At 71.4% G+C, this 19,119-nt stretch carries 16 protein-coding genes; 8 read left to right on the top strand and 8 right to left on the bottom strand.

Features of this window, described 5'->3' with window-relative positions; genetic code table 11:
- Positions 1 to 2: 2 nt before the first annotated feature.
- Both AC3EN4_RS19815 and AC3EN4_RS19810 read right to left on the bottom strand, forming a co-directional pair.
- Positions 3 to 692, bottom strand: a complete 690-nt coding sequence (locus AC3EN4_RS19815; RefSeq protein ID WP_435207254.1) for a class F sortase — start codon at positions 690 to 692, stop codon at positions 3 to 5.
- 1 nt (position 693) lies between these two features.
- Positions 694 to 1,845, bottom strand: coding sequence for a hypothetical protein (locus AC3EN4_RS19810; protein ID WP_435207253.1), 1,152 nt, complete (start codon positions 1,843 to 1,845; stop codon positions 694 to 696).
- Positions 1,846 to 2,432: 587 nt separating this feature from the next.
- Between AC3EN4_RS19810 and AC3EN4_RS19805 the strand changes: the two genes are divergently transcribed.
- The gene (locus tag AC3EN4_RS19805; RefSeq protein ID WP_435207252.1) at positions 2,433 to 4,241 is read left to right on the top strand and encodes a glycoside hydrolase family 6 protein; all 1,809 of its coding nucleotides are present in this window, start codon (positions 2,433 to 2,435) and stop codon (positions 4,239 to 4,241) included.
- A 123-nt stretch (positions 4,242 to 4,364) separates the two neighbouring features.
- Here AC3EN4_RS19805 and AC3EN4_RS19800 read toward each other — a convergent pair whose 3' ends face one another.
- The 5 genes from AC3EN4_RS19800 to AC3EN4_RS19780 form a co-directional block, all read right to left on the bottom strand.
- Entirely contained in the window at positions 4,365 to 4,751 is a 387-nt protein-coding gene (locus tag AC3EN4_RS19800; protein ID WP_435207251.1) for a hypothetical protein, read from the bottom strand.
- A 116-nt stretch (positions 4,752 to 4,867) separates the two neighbouring features.
- Positions 4,868 to 5,176: a hypothetical protein gene (locus tag AC3EN4_RS19795; RefSeq protein WP_435207250.1), complete on the bottom strand. Its 309-nt coding sequence runs from the start codon at positions 5,174 to 5,176 to the stop codon at positions 4,868 to 4,870.
- Positions 5,177 to 5,191: 15 nt separating this feature from the next.
- Positions 5,192 to 6,850, bottom strand: coding sequence for a sodium:solute symporter family protein (locus AC3EN4_RS19790; protein ID WP_435207249.1), 1,659 nt, complete (start codon positions 6,848 to 6,850; stop codon positions 5,192 to 5,194).
- Between the two features lie 448 nt (positions 6,851 to 7,298).
- Positions 7,299 to 8,324: a hypothetical protein gene (locus AC3EN4_RS19785; protein ID WP_435207248.1), complete on the bottom strand. Its 1,026-nt coding sequence runs from the start codon at positions 8,322 to 8,324 to the stop codon at positions 7,299 to 7,301.
- 11 nt (positions 8,325 to 8,335) lie between these two features.
- Positions 8,336 to 8,935: a hypothetical protein gene (locus tag AC3EN4_RS19780; RefSeq protein ID WP_435207264.1), complete on the bottom strand. Its 600-nt coding sequence runs from the start codon at positions 8,933 to 8,935 to the stop codon at positions 8,336 to 8,338.
- 419 nt (positions 8,936 to 9,354) lie between these two features.
- On the opposite strand from AC3EN4_RS19780, the gene AC3EN4_RS19775 reads away from it, so the two are divergent.
- The 7 genes from AC3EN4_RS19775 to AC3EN4_RS19745 all read left to right on the top strand — a co-directional run bounded on the left by AC3EN4_RS19775 (position 9,355) and on the right by AC3EN4_RS19745 (position 17,958).
- A complete protein-coding gene (locus AC3EN4_RS19775; RefSeq protein ID WP_435207247.1) occupies positions 9,355 to 11,793 on the top strand; it encodes a sensor histidine kinase in 2,439 nt (812 codons plus the stop codon).
- A gap of 12 nt (positions 11,794 to 11,805) precedes the next feature.
- The gene (locus AC3EN4_RS19770) at positions 11,806 to 12,228 is read left to right on the top strand and encodes a roadblock/LC7 domain-containing protein (RefSeq protein WP_396804272.1); all 423 of its coding nucleotides are present in this window, start codon (positions 11,806 to 11,808) and stop codon (positions 12,226 to 12,228) included.
- On the top strand, positions 12,218 to 12,607 hold the full coding sequence (locus AC3EN4_RS19765; protein WP_422736610.1) for a DUF742 domain-containing protein: 390 nt from the start codon (positions 12,218 to 12,220) through the stop codon (positions 12,605 to 12,607). The genes AC3EN4_RS19770 and AC3EN4_RS19765 overlap by 11 nt, the downstream gene beginning before the upstream one ends.
- Positions 12,588 to 13,190: a GTP-binding protein gene (locus AC3EN4_RS19760; protein ID WP_421472855.1), complete on the top strand. Its 603-nt coding sequence runs from the start codon at positions 12,588 to 12,590 to the stop codon at positions 13,188 to 13,190. The genes AC3EN4_RS19765 and AC3EN4_RS19760 overlap by 20 nt, the downstream gene beginning before the upstream one ends.
- Positions 13,191 to 13,303: 113 nt before the next feature.
- On the top strand, positions 13,304 to 14,341 hold the full coding sequence (locus AC3EN4_RS19755) for a lactonase family protein (protein ID WP_435207246.1): 1,038 nt from the start codon (positions 13,304 to 13,306) through the stop codon (positions 14,339 to 14,341).
- A gap of 165 nt (positions 14,342 to 14,506) precedes the next feature.
- Entirely contained in the window at positions 14,507 to 16,261 is a 1,755-nt protein-coding gene (locus AC3EN4_RS19750) for a substrate-binding domain-containing protein (RefSeq protein ID WP_435207245.1), read from the top strand.
- A gap of 212 nt (positions 16,262 to 16,473) precedes the next feature.
- A complete protein-coding gene (locus AC3EN4_RS19745) occupies positions 16,474 to 17,958 on the top strand; it encodes a sugar transferase (RefSeq protein WP_435207244.1) in 1,485 nt (494 codons plus the stop codon).
- Positions 17,959 to 17,967: 9 nt separating this feature from the next.
- Here the strand turns inward: AC3EN4_RS19745 and AC3EN4_RS19740 are convergent, their stop codons facing one another.
- Positions 17,968 to 19,098, bottom strand: a complete 1,131-nt coding sequence (locus tag AC3EN4_RS19740; protein ID WP_435207243.1) for a PP2C family protein-serine/threonine phosphatase — start codon at positions 19,096 to 19,098, stop codon at positions 17,968 to 17,970.
- Between the last annotated feature and the right edge of the window lie 21 nt (positions 19,099 to 19,119).

Below are 19,119 nucleotides of genomic sequence, written 5' to 3'. Positions count from 1 at the left end.
GCTCAGGTCGTCAGGGTGGCGAAGACGACGATGTTGTCCGGGTAGCTGCGGACGGTCTCGTCGAACTGGCCGCCGCACGTCACCACCCGCAGGCCGGGCCGGTCGTTCGGCCCGTACACCAGCTCGGTGGGAAAGGCTGTCTTCGGGTACGACTTCACCGAGTCGACCCGGAACGTCGCCGGCTGACCGTCCGCCCGCCGCACCGTGATCGTGTCACCGGGCACGAGCGAGCCGAGGTCGAAGAAGACGGCCGGGCCGAGCTTGGCCGAGTCCACGTGCCCGACGATGACCGCGTTGCCGGTCTCACCGGGGCTCGGGCCCGGCTCGTACCAGCCAGCCTGTTCGGCCTGCTCCAGCGGGGGGACCTGGACCGTGCCGTCCGGGTTGGTGCCGAGCGACATGATCGTCGCGTTGACGCCGATCCGGGGGATCTCGATGGTGGTCGGGGCCGACCGGGCGAGCCCGGCCGGGGCGGCCTCGGTATCCGGGGCCGGGACGTCGGTGTCGGTGACCGCCGACCCGGTGACCTCGGGACCGGCCTGGGCCAGCGGCTGCGGGGGTCGGGGAGCGGGCGTGGTCTTCAACGAGGCGCCGATCATGCCGGCGCCGATCATGGCAAGGGTGACGACGACGGCCGCGCCGGCGGCACGCCACGGTCTCCCGTGACGGCCGCCGGCCCGTGTCGCCGTCACGTCAGGCGAGCGAACCATCGGTCCGCCGACGACGCATCAGCACGATCCCGCCGAGCGCGGCAGCGCCGAGCAGGCTCGCGCCACCGGTGGCCAGGCCACGGTCGGTGCCGGTGCTGACGCCACCGTCACCACCGTCGACCCCGCCGTGGGGCAGGACGACCAGTTCGCCCTCGCCGCACGAGCCCTTGAGCTCGTAACGACCCGGCTTGGCGTCCTTGTCGACCTTGGCCTCGCCGTAGTACACGAACTCGCGCTCGTCGTCCCGGCCACGCTCGTCCCGGCCGTGGTCCGAGCCGTAGTCGCGGTCCTCGGACTCGTGGCCCTTGGACTCCCAGCCCTTGTCGGAGCCGTATTCGTCGTCGGAGCCGTAGTCGCGGCCTTCGGACTCGTGGCCCTTGGACTCCCAGCCCTTGTCGGAGCCGTATTCGTCGTCGGAGCCGTAGTCGCGGCCTTCGGACTCGTGGCCCTTGGACTCCCAGCCCTTGTCGGAGCCGTACTCGTCGTCCGAGCCGTACTCGCGGTCCTTGGACTCCCAGTCCTTCTTGCCTTCGTCCTTGGACTCCCAGTCCTTCTTGCCTTCGTCGTCCCGGCCGTCCTGGCCGTGCTCCTCGCCCTTCCAGTCCTTGCTGTCCTTGCTGTCCTCGTCCTCGTAGGCGTCGGCGGCAGCGCCGCCGCCCTGGCCATCGGGCTGGGCGTCGCCGTGCTCGCCCTTGTCCTTGCCCTCGTCGCCCTTGCCCTGGTCGTCCTTGCCCTCGTGGTCCTTGCCCTTGTCGTCCTTGCCGTGCTCGTCCTTGCCCTCGTGGTCCTTGCCCTTGTCGTCCTTGCCGTGCTCGTCCTTGCCCTTGTCGTCGTGGTCGTAGGAGTCCTCCTCCTCGCTCCACTCGCCGCGGTCCTCGCCCCGGTCGTCCCGCGCCGGCTTGAGCTTGACCTTGCCGGTGACCTTGGACCACACGTACGCGTGCTCCTGCCGATCCGGGCAGATCTCGAGGAGCTTGACCTCGTCGCCGGCCTTCACGATGTGGGGCTTGGCGTAGACCTTGCCGTCCTCGTCGTGGTGACCGTCAGCGAACGCGATACCCGGCGCGAACACCAGGAGCGAAGCGCCACCGAGGGCGGCACCCGCAACGACCTTCCCGAGCATCTTCTTAGCCATGACCTGCGTCACTCCATCCCTGTTGTCCTGAGCCCGGCGACAACCGAGCTAAGACCGACGTTAGACCTTTTCATGACTTATGAAGGGAAAGATTCGCGTTTTGACCTTTGCTAGTGGTAAGAGGCGAAGGAGTGGTACGCGGCTTTCTCTGCCCGGCGTGCCGTCCCGGGCGCTCCCCGCCCGACCGGTGTCGCTCGCGGCGTTGCCGACCCCTCGCGCGATACCAGCCGCGCTCGCCCGGTAACGGACCGCAGGTGCCGCCCGCGTCGCTCGGGGGTATCGTCCGGGTCGAGGGCGGTCGCGCATCGAGCCATTGCCATGGAAGCGCTCCCATGCAAGAATCGGCGCACGCGGTTCGGGGAGCCACACCGCGCAGGCGGGGCGTCGAGGGCATCCGGTTCACCGGACGACAACCGGCCGCCGATCGGTCGGCACGCGCCGGCCAATCACCAACCACCACCACCGCCCGTCCGGGTCGGGCACCCCCAAAAAATCCCGTGGCGCCGGAGGCCGTCCGTGCAGGACGCCCACCGGGCCGTCCCGCCGGGCCGTACGCGAGCCCGGTCTCGCCCAAGGAGATCAGTGGCATGAATGTGTGGAGAAGGTTGTCCGGCCCACGCCGGACCCTCGCGCTCGCCGGCGCGGGCGTTCTGGTCGCCGGCGGGCTGGTGACAATCCCGGTCACCGCGGCGCAGGCCGCGACCCAGTGCGAAATCGGGTACACGACCAACGACTGGCAGGGCGGCTTCACCGCCAACATCACCATCAAGAACCTCGGTGACCCGGTCAACGGTTGGACGCTCGGCTGGACCTTCCCCAACTCCAGCCAGCGGGTTCAGCAGGGTTGGTCGGCCACGTACACCCAGTCCGGCAGCCAGGTCACGGCCCGCAGCATGTCCTACAACGGCACCCTCGCCACCGGTGCGTCGACGACCCTCGGGTTCAACGGCGCGTGGAGCGGCAGCAACCCGAAGCCGACCTCGTTCACCCTGAACGGCGTGGTCTGCAACGGTGGCACCGGTAACCCGACCACCCCGCCGCCCACCACGCCCCCGCCGACCACGCCTCCGCCCACCACGCCGCCGCCCACGACCCCTCCGCCCACCACCGGGCCGCCGCCGACCACCCCGCCCCCCGGCGTGAAGGTCGACAACCCGTACGCCGGTGTGCCCGGGTACGTGAACCCGGAGTGGAAGGCCAAGGCGGACGCCGAGCCCGGCGGTAGCCGCGTCTCGAACAACCCCACCGCCGTCTGGCTGGACCGGATCGCCGCGATCAACGGCACGCCGAACAGCAGCTCCAACGGCGCCTTCGGCGTGAAGGACCACCTGGACGAGGCGCTGCGCCAGGGCGCAGGCTACATCCAGTTCGTCATCTACAACCTGCCCGGCCGCGACTGCTCGGCGCTCGCCTCGAACGGTGAGCTGGGCCCGGACGAGCTGCCCCGGTACAAGTCCGAGTACATCGACCCCATCGCCGCGATCCAGAGCGACTCGAAGTACCGGAACATCCGGATCATCAACATCATCGAGATCGACTCGCTGCCGAACCTGGTGACCAACACCTCCGGCCAGGCCGGCGGCACGGTCATGTGTGACACGGTCAAGGCCAACGGTGCCTACGTGAACGGTGTCGGCTACGCCCTCGCCAAGCTGGGCGCGATCGGCAACGTCTACAACTACATCGACGCCGGGCACCACGGCTGGCTCGGTTGGGACAGCAACTTCGGCCCGTCCGCCGAGATCCTGAAGACCGCCGCCGTCGCCTCCGGCAGCACGGTCAACAACGTGCACGGCTTCATCACCAACACCGCGAACTACTCGGCGCTGACCGAGCCGTACTTCAAGGTCACCGACAACGTCAACGGCCAGACGGTGCGGCAGTCCAAGTGGATCGACTGGAACTACTACGTCGACGAGCTGTCCTTCGCCCAGGCGTTCCGGACCAAGCTGGTGTCGCTGGGCTTCAACTCCAACATCGGCATGCTGATCGACACGTCCCGCAACGGCTGGGGCGGCGCCAACCGGCCCACCGGCCCGGGCGCGACGACCAGCGTCGACACGTACGTCAACGGTGGTCGCGTCGACCGCCGGTACCACGCCGGCAACTGGTGCAACCAGGCCGGTGCGGGTCTCGGCGAGCGGCCTCGGGCGAACCCGGCCACGGGTATCGACGCCTACGTCTGGGTGAAGCCCCCGGGTGAGTCGGACGGCTCCAGCTCGGAGATCCCGAACAACGAGGGCAAGGGCTTCGACCGGATGTGCGACCCGACGTACGGCGGCAACGCCCGCAACGGCAACAACCCGACCGGTGCCCTGCCGAACGCTCCGATCTCCGGCGCGTGGTTCTCGGCCCAGTTCCGGGAGCTGATGCAGAACGCCTACCCGGCGCTCTGAGCGGGCAGCTCACGCGCCAACCCGCCCCCGGCAGTAGGTGAGGCACTGCCGGAGGCAGGTTTCCCCGGGGTCCCCGGTCCGACCAGTACGGTCGGGCCGGGGACCCCCCTTTTTCGGCTCAGGTCAGGGCACCGTGCGTTCGATCGCCGCACGGCCGTGTTCGGCCAGGTCGCGGCGCGCCTTCTCCAGGTTCTCCGGGGTGAGGTCCTGTCCCCGGGCCATCACCAGGTCCTCCGGCTCCCAGGGCTGCTCCGCCCCGGTACGGATGTTGTCGCCCCCCGCGCCGGTGCCGGTGCCGGTCGCGCCGGTTCCGGCCGCGTAGGGGTCGCCGAGCAGGTCGTCGGTCTCCGGAGCGAGGTCCGGTTGCCGCCCGCGGGGTTCGGTGAAGGTCGGCGTGTCCCGGTCCGGGCCGCCCCCGGTCCGCAGCTCCGGCACGGTGCTGTCGTCGTCCACCGCGGCGGCCGTTTGCGGGCTCTCCTCCAGCGGCGGTCGGCGGTCGCGATCGGTCATGGTGCTGCCTCCTGTGTCCGACACGGTGCCTGATCCCCCTCGCGTACCCCGTGCGCGGGCACCCATGCGCGCCGCCGGCGCCGCCCAGGTGGACGGCGCCGGCGGGCGGACCTGGCTCAGTGCTCGGGCTGCGACTCGTTCGCGGACGGCGCCTCCGCCGGGCGTAGCCACTGCCAGAGCAGCATGACCAGGCCGAAGGCGAGCATCGCCAGCCCTGCCCACAGGTTGATCCGGACACCCTCGGCCTTGTCGATCTCGGCCCGGCTGTCGAAGATGCCGATCAGCGTCACGATGACCCCGTACGCCACGAAGAGACCACCGATCACCCGACGGATGTCGAACAGTCGGGCGGCGGCGGAGCGCCGCTCCTCGGCCTGCGTCTCGTCGATCAACGGGTCCTGTGCCGGCTCGCCGTCGTTGCTCATCTGCCGACTCCTTTCCTAGAAGACCGGGATGTAGAAGAGGGCCGCGAGCGCGACGGCGATCACGCCGAGCAGCACGGGGGAGCGGTACCAGACGGCGTCCCCGGCGAGCACGTCGCCCTTCAGGTCGACGCCGCCCATCCCGTAGACCAACCCGCGCAGCTCCTCGTCGCGTTTGGGCGCGGTGATCGGAGTGAGGATGGCGGCGACCAGCGCCACGGTGACGAACGCGATGCCGGCGCCCCAGAAGCTCTCTTCCAGGTCGGAGTTGAAGTCGACCACGCCGCCCTTGTAGAGCAGGTACGTGGCCAGCGACGCCAGGGTGCCGAGCAGCAGCGACCAGAAGCCCGCGAGGGCACTCATCCGCTTCCAGAACATGCCGATGATGAAGGTGGCGAACAGCGGGGCGTTGAACAGGGAGAAGAGCGCCTGGATGTAGTTCATGATGTTGCTGAACCCGGACGCGATGAACGCCGTCCCGATGCCGATCACCACGGCCCCGACGGTCGCCCACCGGCCGATCCGCAGGTAGTACTCGTCGGACCGGCCGCGGCGCACGTACGCCTGCCAGATGTCGTAGGTGAAGACGGTGTTGAAACCACTCACGTTGGCCGCCATGCCGGCCATGAACGACGCGAGCAGGCCGGTGACCGCGACCCCGAGCACGCCGTTGGGCAGCAGGTCCCGCATCAGCAGCGGGATGGCGTTGTTGTACTGCAGGTCGCCGCTGTCCGCGCCGAGCCCCTTCACCGTCACCAGGGCCACCAGACCCGGGATGATCGTGACCAGGGGGATGAACAGCTTCGGGTACGCGGCGATGATCGGCGTACGCCGGGCAGCGCTCATGTTCTTGGCGGACAGGGCGCGCTGCACCTCGGCGAAGTTCGTCGTCCAGTAGCCGAACGAGAGCACGAAGCCGAGACCGAAGACGATGCCGATCCACTGCGCGCCGAGCGGGTTGGCGGTGCTGCCGGTGTCCTGCCAGGTGTGCAGGCCCGCCTCGCCGAGCGGGGAGTCGCGGACCGCGTCCATCAGCCCGCTCACCCCGCCGACCTTCACCAGGCCGATCACGGTGACCGGGATGAGGCCGGCCAGGATGACGAAGAACTGGAGCACCTCGTTGTAGATCGCCCCGGACAGGCCGCCGATGGTGATGTAGGCCAGCACGATCACCGCGCCCACCACGATCGCCGTCCAGAGCGGCCAGCCGAGCAGCGCCTGCATGACGAGGGCCAACGCGTAGAGGTTCACACCGGCGATCAGCACCTGGGCGACGGCGAAGCTCAGCGCGTTCAGCAGGTGGGTCGGTCGGTTGAAGCGCAACCGCAGGTACTCCGGGACGCTGCGGACCTTGGAGCCGTAGTAGAAGGGCATCATCACGATGCCCAGGAAGACCATCGCCGGCACCGCGCCGATCCAGTAATAGTGGACCGTCATCGCGCCGTACTGGGCCCCGTTGGCCGCCATGCCGATGATCTCCAGCGCCCCGAGGTTCGCCGAGACGAAGGCGAGGCCGGTCACCCAGGCCGGCAGGGAGCGGCCGGAGAGGAAGAAGTCGACGCTGGTCCGGATCGCCCGCCGGGCGGCGAAGCCGACCCCGAGGACGGTGACGAAGTACAGCGCGAGGATCAGGTAGTCCAGCCCGTTCATGTTGAGCCGGAGGCCGCCACCGTCCATCTCGTCACCCCTCGTCCGACGTTGGCACCGGATTCGATGCGCGCGCCCTATTACCCCGTGGACGGACTTTCACGCCTGCCTGTCTGATCCGTGGGGTTAGCGCCCTCCCGGGCGGTCTTTCGTGGCGTACCCGTCGTCATGCCGCCGCGCGGCGGCAGCGTCGGGCCGATGCCCTGGGGTGGGTGGGCCGGCTCCTTTGCTCTGCTTCAGCCGAGGAAACGGCTCGTGTCCGGTATCCGGACACCGAGTGTTGCCTATGGTGAAGCAGAGCAAAGGGTTGGACCGGCACACCGAGATCCGCTTCAGGAGACGGTCGAGCCGAAGCGGAGTCCGGGCGTCGCGAAGGGCCCGTCAGTACTCGAGAAGCAGGACCGCGGCAGCCCGGGCGGGCGCGGACACGGACGGGGCGCCCGGCCGGTGTCGGCCGAGCGCCCCGTGGTCCGGCGGGTCAGCGACCCAGGACGCGGTCCAGGAAGTCCCGGTAGTTGCGGACGGCCATCCGGAGTTGCTCGGTGTCCGCCGAGCCGGCGTCCTGCCAGCCGCCAAGCGTGTTCTTCTGCGCCGCCAGCGCCGAGGCGAGAGCCTGGATGGCCTCCTCGACCAGGGCCTGCGCCTCGCCGGCCGCGGCGTGCGGATCGTCGACGAACCGAAGCTGCACGTCCCGCCAGCGGTCCCGGAAGCCCTGCGCGGTGTCCCCGTCGAGGAGCGTGGCCGCGTCGGTGGCGACGGTCGAACCGGCGGGCCGGGACGTCCCGGCCGACTCCAGCGAGCCACCGACACCCTCGGTGGTGACCGGTTCGGCGTCCGCGTCCGGGTCCACCATCTCCGGCGCGGCGCTGCCGTAGCCGGCCGTGGCCGCGTCGTCCCGGTTGCCCGGCACGACGACGGTCCGCGCGGAGGCGTCGGTCGCGTCGCCCCGCTCGTCGACATCCCGATCGCCGACCTCGTCGGCGTCCCGGTCGGTCTCCACGAAATCGTCGCGGCGGTGCAGTTCGGCGGTCGGGTCGGCGCGCAGGCCCTCCCGCTCACCGTCCTCGGCGCCGTCGCCCGGCGCGGCGGTCCGCTCGGCCCGCGGGTCGGGCTGGTCCTGCGGACGCGGGCTGGCCAGGGCGGACGCGGCCACCGCGTCGGCGACCGTGGTCGCGCCGAACGCGGTCGGCAGCGGACCCGGCTCGTGGAAGCCACCCTCGTCGTCGGACCGGTTCCGGCGGGCCTCGTCGGTCCGGTCGTCGTCGGTCCGGTCGTGCCGGACGCCCGGGTCGGTCCCGTTGGCCCGCTCGTGGTCGCCGGTCGGGACGTCGTCGGCGGTCCGCGCGTCGTCGACGGTCGGATCGTCAAAGGTGCCCCGATCGTCCAGGGCGTCCTCTGGTACGTCCGAGTGGGCGGCCCGGTCGCGGTTCGGCGGCACCGGCACCGGCGCGGACCGGACGGCCTCCGGGTGGTCGTTGCTCACCTGCTGCTCTTCGTGGCGCATCGGTGGCCTCCTCAGCGGCTCGTGGCGTCGTGCGGAGTGTCCGGGTGGGAACGCTGTTCGGGTGTGCGCTGTCCGACCGGCTCCTCGCCGAGCAGGTCGGCGAAGAGGGACCGGTAGTGCACGACCGCCTGCCGCAGTTCCTCGGTGGTCGCCTCACCCCGGGAGTTGCGCAGGTGGATCTCGTGCGCGTCGCGGTAGTTGGTCAGGGTGCGCGCGTGCTCGACGGAGAGATGGGCGAGCTGGTCGGAGAAGTCCCCGGTCGGGTAGCCCTGCTCCTCGATGAGTCGGGTGACCAGTTCGTCCGCGTCGCCCACGGTCTCGCCCGGCGAGTCGATGAAGCGGATCTGAAGCTCCTCCCAGGCGGCGGCGTAACGCGCCCGCGACTCCGGGCTGAGCGGGGTGAGCGTGAGCTCGGCGTGCCGGCGTTCCCGGTCGCGGAGTTCACGCTCCGCCGCGGACCGGCTCTCCTGCTCCTGCACCACCCGGTCGTACTCCGGTCCGAACCGGCTGCGCAGCGCGCGACGGCGGCCGGCCGTCCGGACGACCACGGCGATCGCCGCGATGATCACCAGCACGACGAGCACGATGACGATTATCTGCGTGGGCGACATGGGCTCCTCCTTCGTCATCTGGTATTCCCTCCGCCTACTGATCGCCAATCCCGATCCGAGGGACTTTCCTCGCCGATCGCGGTCCGGTGTCGCCGCAGCTGACAAAAACCTGACTCATTCCAGATAGTCCGCGTGGGCGGGCTGGGCACCGTCGTACGCGTTGGCCGGCAACGTCTGATCCGTTCCCGCCCAGCGCCAGCGCCCCGGGGAGCGCGCCGCCGGTGCGCGTCGCCTGCCGGTGGAGGCGCGCTCGGCAGCGCGGATGCCGACCGACGGCGGTAGTGCAACCGGGCATGATTACGTATCCTGCCCAAGGCGCGCGCGCCGGTGCCCGGCCCGACGGCCGGGTACGCGACCGGCGAGCGTGCTGCCCGGCGGTGCCGGCGCCCCTCCTGCCACCCCTTGACGGGCGAGGTCTGATGAGAACCCGCGACTGGCCGATCCGCTCGAAGCTGACCGCGTTGGTCGTCGCCCCGGTGACCGCGCTCCTCGCGCTGTGGATCTTCGCAACGACGTTGACCTTCGTTCCCGCGCTGAACCTGCTCTCCGCGCGGACCCTGCTCTACGACCTGGGCCGTCCCGGCGAGGTGGTGGTCACCGAGCTGCAACGCGAGCGTCGCCTCTCGGTGGTGCAGCTCGCCGGCACCACCGACCTGCCCGCCCTGGCCGAGCAGCGCCTGCGTACCGACCGGGCGGTGGCCGAGCTGCGCCGCCGCGTGGACGGGGAGGCGTTGCGCGACGCCGCCGACGACCTGTTGCAGGACCGCGTCGACCGACTGGTCACCGCGCTGGCGGCGCTGCCCACCGGGCGGGACTTCATCGACGACGGGATGATGGACCGCGCGGGCGCGATCGGCCTCTACAGCGGCATGGTCTCGGCGGCCTTCCAGGCGTTCTCCGCGATGGCGAACCTGAGCGATCCCGGCATCAACCGGCAGGCGCTGGCTCTCACCGCGCTGGGCCGCTCCCGAGAGCTGCTGGGCCAGACCGACGCGATGCTGGCCGGCGTGCTGACCGCCGGAAAGTTCGGCAACGGAGAGCACGCGCTGCTCGTGCAGACCATCGGCAACCAGCGGTGGCTCACCGAGAGCGCGGTGGCCGACCTGCCCGAGACCGGGCGCACCGCGTACCAGCGGCTCAGCGAGAGTCCCGATTTCACCAGCCTGCGGGCCATGCAGGACGCGTTGATCGGCGCCAACCGTTCCGGCCGTCCACCGGTGGACGCCGCGGCGTGGCAGGCCAGCCACGACGCCGTTCAGCGGGAGTTGCGCGACTTCGAGCTGGCCGAGGCCGACAACCTCACCGACCGCTCGGTGCCGATGGCGGTCGGCATCCTGGTCCGGCTCGCCGCCGCCGGGGTGCTCGGCCTGGTCGCCGTGGTGGTCTCGGTGCTGGTGGCGCTGCGGGTCGGCCGCACCCTGGTACGGCGGCTCAGCGGAGTCCGTACCGCCGCGCTGGAGTTGGCCGAGCACCGGCTGCCCGACGTGGTGGCGCGGCTGCGTCGCGGCGAGCACGTCGACGTCGCCCGGGAAGCCCCACCCCTGGAGTACGGCAACGACGAGATCGGCGAGGTCGGGCGGGCCTTCACCGAGGTGCAGCGCACCGCCGTCCAGGCGGCCGTGGACGAGGTCACCCTGCGCCGTGGCCTCAACGAGGTGTTCCTCAACATCGCCCGTCGGAGCCAGGGTCTGGTGCACCGGCAGTTGCACCTGCTGGACCGGATGGAACGGCGCGCCGAGGACCCGGACGAGTTGGCCGAGCTGTTCCAGGTGGACCACCTGGCCACTCGACTCCGCCGGCACGCCGAGGACCTGGTCATCCTGGCCGGCGCCGCGCCGGGCCGCGGGTGGCGCAACCCGGTCGCGATGGTCGACCTGGTTCGTGGGGCGATCAGCGAGGTCGAGGCGTACGACCGGGTGGACATCACCGCCGTGCAGCCGGCCGGCGTGCTGGGCCGGGCGGTCGGCGACATCATCCACCTGCTCGCCGAGCTGGTGGAGAACGCCACCGCCTTCTCCCCGCCGGACACCCGGGTGGCCATCACCGGTGAGCAGACCACCGACGGGTACGTCCTGTCCGTCACCGATCAGGGGCTCGGCATGTCGGCCGCCGCGCTCGAGAACGCCAACACCCGGCTGACCAGCTCGCCCGAGTTCGATCCGGCGCAGAGCGCCCGCCTCGGCCTGTTCGTGGTGGCCCGGCTGGCGGCTCGGCACTCCGTACGCGTGCGACTGCGGTCCCCCGAGGCGGGCGGCGTCACCGCCGTGGTGCTGATCCCCACCGACCTGGTCACCGCCGAGCCGCCGGCCGGCCCCGACCCGGCCTCGCTGGCCGCCGCGCCCGGTGACCGGCGGCTGACCCGGCCCGTACGCCGGACCACGGCACCCCGGCCCCGCGCCGCTCGTACCCCCTCGTCGTCGGTCGCCACCAGCGAACCGCCCACCCTCGCCCTGCCCGCGGGCCCGGCGACCGACGCGCCGGCCGCGAACGACGGGCCGGCCTCCGACGGGACGACGGACGACCTGGAGGGGCTGCCCCGCCGGGTGCGGCGGCGTACCCCCAACGCCCTGCCCCGGTCCACCGCCGCCGACACGCCGTCCCCCCGCTCGCCGGAGGAGGTACGTCGGGTGATGGCGGCCCTGCAGGCCGGCACCGCCCGGGGTCGCGCGACCGTCGTCACCCCGGCGGCCCCGACCCGCGCCCCCGCGTCCCCGCCTCCCGCAGCGCCGGCGATCCCGGCCGCTGCGCCGACGGCGACCCCGGCGCACCGACCCGCGGCGGCCCCCGACACCGGGGACGCCGCCGATGCGGAATCCGCTGCGCCGCCCCCCGAGGCCTTTCGAACCGACAGCGACTGAGAGGGACGCCTAGTGCGGGAAACGACGAAGCAGAGCGCCAGCCTTGACTGGTTGCTCGACGAGCTGGTGCAACGGGTTCCGGCCGCCCGGGAGGCGGTGGTGCTCTCCGCCGACGGACTGCTGCTCGGCTCCTCGGCGGAGTTGGAACGCGCCGACGCCGAGCACCTCTGCGCGCTCGCCGCCGGCTTCTCCAGCCTGGCCCGGGGCGCGAGTCACCACGTGGACGGTGGCCCGGTCCGGCAGACCGTGGTGGAGATGGAGTCGGCGTACCTCTTCGTCACCACCGCCGGCCAGGGCGCCTGCCTGGCGGTGGTGAGCGATGCGGACGCGGACATCGGCCTGGTCGCGTACGAGATGGCGATGCTGGTCATCCGGGTGGGGGAGAACCTGACCGCGTCGGCCCGACCGTCCGCGGACGCCGGTGATGCGGACTGAGCCGCCCGGCCCCCAGCACGAGTGGCTGGACGGCGACGCGGGCCCCGTGGTCCGTCCGTACACGCTCACCGGCGGTCGGGTACGCCCCGCCGCCGGCGGCTTCGACCTGGTCGCGTTCGTGCTGGCCGGCGCGGACCTCGACCCGGCCGCCCATCCGCAGCTGCCGCCGGAGCACCGCCGGCTGGTCGAGTTGGCCGGTCACCCGGTCTCGGTGGCCGAACTGGCGGCCGAGCTGGACCTCGCGGTCGGGGTGATCCGGGTGCTGCTCGGTGACCTCCTCGCGCAGGGCCTGGTCGCGGTGCACGAGCCGCCGGCCGGCCGCGATCTTCCCAACGACGACATCCTCAAGGCGGTGGTCAGTGGACTCCGTGCGCTATGACCATGCGGGCTCAGCGGTCACCGTCCCGCTGGCACTGAAGATCCTCATCGCGGGGGGCTTCGGCGCCGGCAAGACGACGCTGGTGAGCGCGTTGAGCGAGGTACGGCCGTTGCAGACCGAGGAGGTGCTGACCGACGCCGGCATCGGCACCGACGACCTCTCGGGGGTGGAGGGCAAAACGACCACCACCGTGGCGATGGACTTCGGCCGGATCACCATCAACGACGACCTCCAGGTGTACCTGTTCGGCACCCCCGGCCAGGACCGGTTCTGGTTCCTCTGGGACGAGCTGGCCTTCGGCGCGCTCGGCGCGGTGGTGCTCGCGGACACCCGCCGGCTGGCCGACTGCTTCCCCTCGATCGACTACTTCGAGCAGCGCGGCATCCCGTTCGTGGTGGGGGTGAACTGTTTCGAGGACACCCGTCGCTTCGACCTGGAGACCGTACGCCGGGCGCTCGACCTGGACCCGGACGTGCCGATGGTGCTCTGCGACGCCCGGGACCGGCAGTCCGGCAAGCTGGTGCTCATCTCCCTGGTCGAGCACGTGGCCCGGCAGCGTGGCGAGCCGGTGCCGGCCTCCTGAACCGCCACCGCGTGCCCGGCGGCCCGCTCCGGCGTCGAAAAGCCGGTTAGCCGGCCGGCTTCCCGGGCAGCTCTGGTTGGATCTACTCCAGGATGTCGGCGAAGGGGTGCAGCGTGACTGGTCAGGGCGGAATCGTCCACATCGGGGGTTACACCGCGCAGAGCGGCGGGCGGGCGGACGGCATCGTCGCCGCCCACCGGGACCCGGCGACCGGGGCCCTGACACCGCTCGGCACGGTGGCGGTCACGCCGTCGCCGTCGTTCCTCGCCCGGCACCCCAGCCGGCCGGTGCTCTACGCGGTCAACGAGTTGACCGAGGGTCAGGTCAGCGCCTGGCAGGTGGGGTCGGACGGCGCGCTGGACGCACTCGGCAGCTTCTCGACCGGCGGCGCCGATCCCTGTCACCTGGCGGTGCTGCCCGACGGTGGGCACCTGGTGGCAGCCAACTACAGCAGCGGCAGCGTCGCGGTCTTCCCGCTCGACGCGCAGGGCGTGCCCGGCGAACGCAGCGACCTCGTGGTGCACGAGGGCCACGGCGTCGACCCGGAACGCCAGGAGCGGGCGCACGCCCACATGGTCTCGCCGGGCCGCGACCGGGAGCCCCTGCTGGCCGTGGATCTCGGCACCGACTCGGTCTACCGGTACGACCTGGACGGCGCGAGCGGACGGCTGGTGCCGCGCGGTCCCCGGATGCGCACGGCGCCGGGCACCGGGCCCCGGCACCTGGCCCGGCACCCCGACGGTCGGCGCTGCTACCTGGTCGGCGAGCTGGACGGCACGGTCACCGCGTACGAGCTGACCGAGGACGGATCGCTGCACCAGCGTGGCCGGGTCGACGCGAGCGGACGGACCGGTCACATCCAGCCGTCGGAGGTCGCCGTCGACCCGGACGGCCGTTTCCTCTACGTGGCGAACCGTGGCGTCGGCACCATCGCCGTCTTCGACCTGGCCGGTGAGCTGCCCGCGCTGGTGTCCGAGGTGGACACCGGCGGGGAGTGGCCGCGACACTTCGCGCTGATCGGGGATCATCTCTACGTCGCCGACGAGCGGGCGGACATGGTCCGGGTCTTCCGACGCGACCCGAGCACCGGCGTACCGGCTCCGGTGGGCGAGCCCGTGCCGCTGGCGAGCCCGACGTGCGTCCTGCCGTGAGCGGACGAAACGACGGACGCTAATGCGAGAGCGCGACGGGTTTGGCAACGCCGTGGGGCCGATTCATCACTCTCTGTTGCTAAACGGTGATCAACTGTTTCTCCTGCGTAACTTTAGTCCGAACGGATGTGGCAGAGACGGCACCTAATACGCAAGATGGTCAGCGTGTCTGCAGGCCGCCATCGAATGCGTTCGAAACTCCATCTAGCAGCCGCCGCCGCGACGGCGACGGTTCTCGTCGTCACCACCGGCGTCTGGTTCGGCTATAAGGAGCTGATCCAGCCCAGCTGTTCAGGGGAGATCCGACTCGCCGTGGCGGTCGCCTCCGAGCTCGCGCCCGCCGTGGACGCCGCCGCCTCCCAATGGGTCAAGGACGGCGCCGCCGTCGGCCCCACCTGTATCCGCGTCGATGTCTCGGCATCCGACCCGGTCGATGTGGCTGCCGTGGTCGCCGCGAAGCACGGTGCCGTACTGGCCGGCGTCGGGCAGGCCAGCGGTACGGCCGTCACCCCGGATGTCTGGGTGCCGGACTCCTCGACCTGGCTGCTGCGCCTCAAGAAGGACGCCACGGCGTTCGCGCCGACCAACGGCGCCTCCATCGCGCGCAGCCCGGTCGTGGTGGCGATGCCCGAGCCGGTGGCCACGCGCCTCGGCTGGCCCAACGCCAAGTTCACCTGGACCGACCTGCTCAAGCAGGTCAACAGCAGCAAGCCGTTGCGTACCGGAATCGTCGAGCCGACCCGGGACGCGGCCGGACTGTCCGGTCTGCTCTCGTTGACCACGGCCGCCAGCGGCGCGGGCGGCGACGCCCAGCGCAACACGGTGGGCGCGCTGCGGGCGCTGGCCACCGGTCGCTCCTCGCTCCGCAACGACCTCCTCGCCCGCTTCCCGACCGCCACGGACCCGACCTCCATCGCGAGCGCTCTGGGTGCGGCGGCGCTGTCCGAGGAAGACGTGATCGCGTACAACAGCAAGAAGCCGCCGGTGCCGCTCGCCGCGCTCTACATGGAGCCGGCCCCGATGCCGCTGGACTACCCGTACGCCGTGCTGCCCGGCATCGAGCCGACCAAGGCGGCAGCCGCGAAGGTGCTGTACGAGCTGCTCACCGCGCCGAAGTTCCGGGACCGCCTGGCGGCGCAGTCGCTGCGCGGGCCGGACGGCAGCTGGGGTTCCGGCTTCAACGCACCGCAGGGCGCGCCGAGTCCGGCCGGTGGCGCGTCGACCGCCCCGGCGGCCGGCGGCACCGCGGCCGGTGGCCTGGACCCGGCCGCGATACAGCGTGTCGTGTCCAGTTGGTCGATCGCCACCCAGTCCGGCCGGATGCTCGCCGTCATCGACGTCTCCGGCTCGATGAAGGACGAGGTGCCCAGCGCCAACAACCGCAGCCGGGAGGAGGTCACCGTCGACGCGGCCCGCCGCGGCCTCGGGCTCTTCGACGACTCCTGGTCCATCGGCCTGTGGACCTTCTCCACCAAGCTGGTCGGCAACCGCGACTACCGGGAGCTGGTGCCGATCGGGCCGCTCTCCGGTCAGCGGGCCCAGCTGGAGGCGGCGCTGGCCACCGTCAAGCCGTCGAACGGTGACACCGGTCTGTACGACACGATGCTGGCCGCGTACCAGGCCGTGCAGGAGGACTGGCAGCCCGGGCGGGTCAACTCGATCGTGCTGTTCACCGACGGCAAGAACGAGGACGACAACGGCATCAACCAGCAGCAGTTGCTCGCCAAGCTCAAGCAGATCGCCGATCCGGAGCGGCCGGTCCAGGTCATCATGATCGGTATCGGCGAGGGCGTCAGCAAGGCCGAACTGGAGTCGATCACGAAGGTGACCGGCGGAGACGTCTTCGTCACCAAGGACCCGAGCGAGATCGGCAGCATCTTCCTCACCGCCATCGCGCGGCGCCCCCCAGCCCCGCGCTGACCCGCCGCGACGCACCAGAACCCGCCGTACCGCTGAGCCGGTACGGCGGGTTCCTTTTATGGCCACAGGGTTGAAGAAAAGTGACGGCAATACGTCGGAAGCAATCGGCAGTCATAGTTGTCAGGGCAGGATGTCGACGTGTTCCGGCAATGTCGGTCCGCCTATGGCCCGACCCGTCGGCCGGGGCCGTCCTGAACAGAGTGGGAGGGCCGGTGACCGCGGCGACACTGTTGACCCCCGCCGACACCTCGGCGACGCGCCAGGACCGTCCGAGCGGGCTGGTGGCCCGTGCCGACGAACGTTCCTACATCCGCGTCCTGGTGGTGCTCGACACCGCCGTCCTCATCATCGCGCTGCTCGTCGGGTACGTCGGCAGGTTCGGTGACGAGGAGCCGGTCGGCTCCAAGATCCCGTACGTGCTGGTGGCCCCCGGGCTGGTGCTGGCCTGGCTGATCTCCCTCAAGGCGCTCGGGTGCTACGACGACCGGGTCGTCGGCTACGGGGCGGACGAGTACCGGCGGGTCAGTTCGGCGAGCCTGCGGCTGGCCGGCGCGATCGCCATCGCCGGTTACATCGCCGACGTCGGCGTCTCCCGTGGTTTCCTCGGCATCTCGTTCGCCGTCGGCACGGTCGGGTTGGAGCTGACCCGGTTCGCGGCGCGCAAACGGCTGCACCGGGCCCGCTCGAAGGGCGCCGGCTGGTCCCGCAAGGTGCTCGTCGTCGGCGACACCGCGCACGTCCTGGAACTGGTGCACACCCTGCGCCGGGAGCCGTACGCCGGCTACCAGGTGGTCGGGGCGTGCATCCCGGACGCGCTGCTCGCACCGGTGGCGCAGCGGCTCGGCGACGTACCGGTGGTGGGGTCGTTCCGGGGCATCCCGGAGGCCGCGACCGCGATCGGTGCGGACACCGTGGCGGTGACCGCCTCCGGCGAGCTCACCGCGGCCCGACTGCGTCGGCTCGGCTGGCAGTTGGAGGGGACCGGCGTCGACCTCGTCGTGGCCCCCGCCCTCACCGACGTGGCGGGCCCGCGGATCCACACCCGCCCGGTCGCCGGGCTGCCTCTGATCCACGTCGAGGCGCCCGAGTTCCGTGGCGCGCGCAAGCTGGTCAAGGGTTTCGTCGACCGGTCCATGTCGTCGGTCGCCCTGCTCCTGCTCCTGCCGCTGATCGCGGTCATCGCGCTGGCCGTCAAACTCGACAGCCGGGGGCCGGTGCTGTTCCGGCAGGTCCGGGTGGGCCGGGGCGGGCAGGAGTTCGGGGTGTTCAAGTTCCGGACGATGGTCGTCAACGCCGACGCGCTGCTCGCCGAGCTGGCGGTCCGCAACGAGACCGACGGCCTGATGTTCAAGATGCGCGACGACCCCCGGGTGACCCGGGTCGGCCGGCTGCTGCGCAAGTGGTCGCTTGACGAGTTGCCGCAGCTGGTCAACGTGCTGTTGGGCCAGATGAGCCTCGTCGGCCCGCGGCCGCCGCTGCCGTCCGAGGTGGCCCGCTACGACGGCGACGTGGCCCGGCGACTGCTGGTCAAGCCCGGCATGACCGGACTGTGGCAGGTCAGTGGGCGGTCCGACCTGAGCTGGGAGGACGGCATCCGACTCGATCTCTACTACGTGGAGAACTGGTCGCTCGCCGCCGACCTCACCATCCTCTGGAAGACCGCCGGCGCGGTGCTGAACAGCCGCGGCGCCTACTGACCGCGCCGCTCACGGCTGTGGGCCGGTCCAGTCCAGGCAGACCACCACGGCGTCGTCGACCAGGTCACCGGCCACGAAGGCGCGCAGGTCACCGATCAGCGACCGGACGGCGTCCAGCGGCTCCATCGGGCCGGTCCGTCGCAGGAACCGGTCCAGCGCCGTCTCGCCGTACCGCACGTCCTGCCCGGTGGCCTCCACGACGCCGTCGCTGACGACGAAGAGCCGGTCACCGCGCTCCAGCGTGAACCGCTGCTCCTGGTAGTCGGTCGCCTCGAACATGCCGAGCGGGAACTGCGCCTCCAACGGCTGCTCGGTGACCTCTCCCCGGCGCAGGAGGACGAGCCGTGGCGAGCCGGCGTCCACCACGGTCATCGTCCCGGAGCGCAGGTCCAGCTCCATCAGCAGCACGGAGAGGTACCGCTTGCCCCGGTACTCGTCGTAGATGGCCTGGTCGGCGAGGGCGGCCTGATCGCCCAGCCCGAGGCCGGCCCGGCGGGCGTTGCGCAGCGCATGGGTGGCCAGCGACGTGAGCAGGGATGCCGCGACGCCCTCGCCGCTGCCGTTGACCGTGGAGAGCCAGAGCCGTTCCCCGTCGTCGGACCAGTCGAAGCTGTCACCGCGCACGGCGTACGCCGGTTCGAGCTGCCCGGCCAGGCTGAACGAGGGACGGACCCGGCTCCGTCCGGGCAGCAGGTCCCACTGCATCTCGGCGGCCAGGGTGAGCCGCTGGCTGCGGCGGGCCACGCTGTAGACGTCGGTGCCGGGGGAGACGGCGGCCACCTCGTGTGCCAGCGCGGTGGAGATGTCGGCGAGCGCGGCGAGCACCGCCGGCTCGTCGGCCACCGGCGCCAGGCGCAGGACGCCCCGCCGTTCGCCGCGCATGCTGACCGGGAACCAGGCGACCCCGTCGACCAGGACGGGCGACTGATGGTCGAAGGCCCGCCAGGCGGGGTGGCCGGCGCCCCGGAGGGAGTCACCCTCGGTGAGCGGCAGCAGCTCCGAAAGGCGGTAGTCGACCTGGTACAGCTCCGCCTCGGTGATCCCGTACGCCTCGGCGAGAACCGTACGGACGCCACCCACGAGACGGTCGGCCGGTGTCTCGTTCAGGGTGCGGCGTGCCCGATTGACCGGTTCGCTCATCAGGCCTCCTTGATCAGAGCT

This window comes from Micromonospora sp. bgisy143 (assembly GCF_057708145.1).
The sequence above is the reverse complement of the archived record's forward strand: the minus strand, read 5'-3'. Positions and strand labels throughout refer to the sequence as shown.

Excerpts from the sequence above, each read along its gene's own strand:
- AC3EN4_RS19810 (WP_435207253.1), bottom strand. The coding sequence starts at position 1,845 with ATGGCTAAGAAGATGCTCGGGAAGGTCGTTGCGGGTGCCGCCCTCGGT.
- AC3EN4_RS19805 (WP_435207252.1), top strand. The coding sequence starts at position 2,433 with ATGAATGTGTGGAGAAGGTTGTCCGGCCCACGCCGGACCCTCGCGCTC.
- AC3EN4_RS19800 (WP_435207251.1), bottom strand. The coding sequence starts at position 4,751 with ATGACCGATCGCGACCGCCGACCGCCGCTGGAGGAGAGCCCGCAAACG.
- AC3EN4_RS19795 (WP_435207250.1), bottom strand. The coding sequence starts at position 5,176 with ATGAGCAACGACGGCGAGCCGGCACAGGACCCGTTGATCGACGAGACG.
- AC3EN4_RS19790 (WP_435207249.1), bottom strand. The coding sequence starts at position 6,850 with ATGGACGGTGGCGGCCTCCGGCTCAACATGAACGGGCTGGACTACCTG.
- AC3EN4_RS19785 (WP_435207248.1), bottom strand. The coding sequence starts at position 8,324 with ATGCGCCACGAAGAGCAGCAGGTGAGCAACGACCACCCGGAGGCCGTC.
- AC3EN4_RS19780 (WP_435207264.1), bottom strand. The coding sequence starts at position 8,935 with ATGTCGCCCACGCAGATAATCGTCATCGTGCTCGTCGTGCTGGTGATC.
- AC3EN4_RS19775 (WP_435207247.1), top strand. The coding sequence starts at position 9,355 with ATGAGAACCCGCGACTGGCCGATCCGCTCGAAGCTGACCGCGTTGGTC.
- AC3EN4_RS19765 (WP_422736610.1), top strand. The coding sequence starts at position 12,218 with ATGCGGACTGAGCCGCCCGGCCCCCAGCACGAGTGGCTGGACGGCGAC.
- AC3EN4_RS19740 (WP_435207243.1), bottom strand. The coding sequence starts at position 19,098 with ATGAGCGAACCGGTCAATCGGGCACGCCGCACCCTGAACGAGACACCG.